Genomic DNA, 531 nt, shown 5'->3' with positions numbered 1-531 from the left:
TCAATAGCATGGCTATGACAATAGGTAAACAACCCATAGTAACATTATAGAACAATGCAATATTTGAAAGAAAACAATAGAGCATTTGCAATATAGGATCAACATGTTCAAGTGACAAGCATGACTTGCCTTGCTCTGCTGCTGGAGGAACCTCGGCGACTATCTCGAAGTACACCGGAGCGTCGGAGGAACCGGAATCTAGCGACATACAAGGCAAACATTGCAAACAGGCTATAAGACTACTGAAACAGAGAACAAAACCATTTTTAATGGATTCTACACATTTTTCTTGATTTACTGAGACTTGAATGGGCTTAAACGGAGCTCGGATGAATTAGTTATGAATTTTAGAAGATTCACTGTGTTTATTACTATAAAAGAAAAACCTTAAATCATTTATTGCGCAATAAATCCCAGGGCTGACGTCAGCACGGAGGGGGCGGCGCCGACATGCGGGGCCCACCGGTCAGCGGCTCGGGAGAGGGAGGAAGGGCGCCGGCACGCGGGCCCACCGGTCAGCGGCTAGGGGGG

General features: G+C 46.3%; 1 protein-coding gene. It reads right to left on the bottom strand.

The features are described from left to right. Positions 1-208, bottom strand: a 208-nt coding sequence (locus QQK43_RS23835; RefSeq protein WP_284309665.1) for a hypothetical protein, incomplete at its 3' end; no start/stop codon positions are given. Positions 209-531: the final 323 nt, after the last annotated feature.

This window comes from Hydrogenophaga electricum (genome assembly GCF_030160815.1).
Classification (GTDB): Bacteria; Pseudomonadota; Gammaproteobacteria; order Burkholderiales; family Burkholderiaceae_C; genus Hydrogenophaga; species Hydrogenophaga electricum.
Note: the sequence above shows the minus strand (reverse complement) of the source record. Positions and strands in the feature narration are given on the sequence as shown.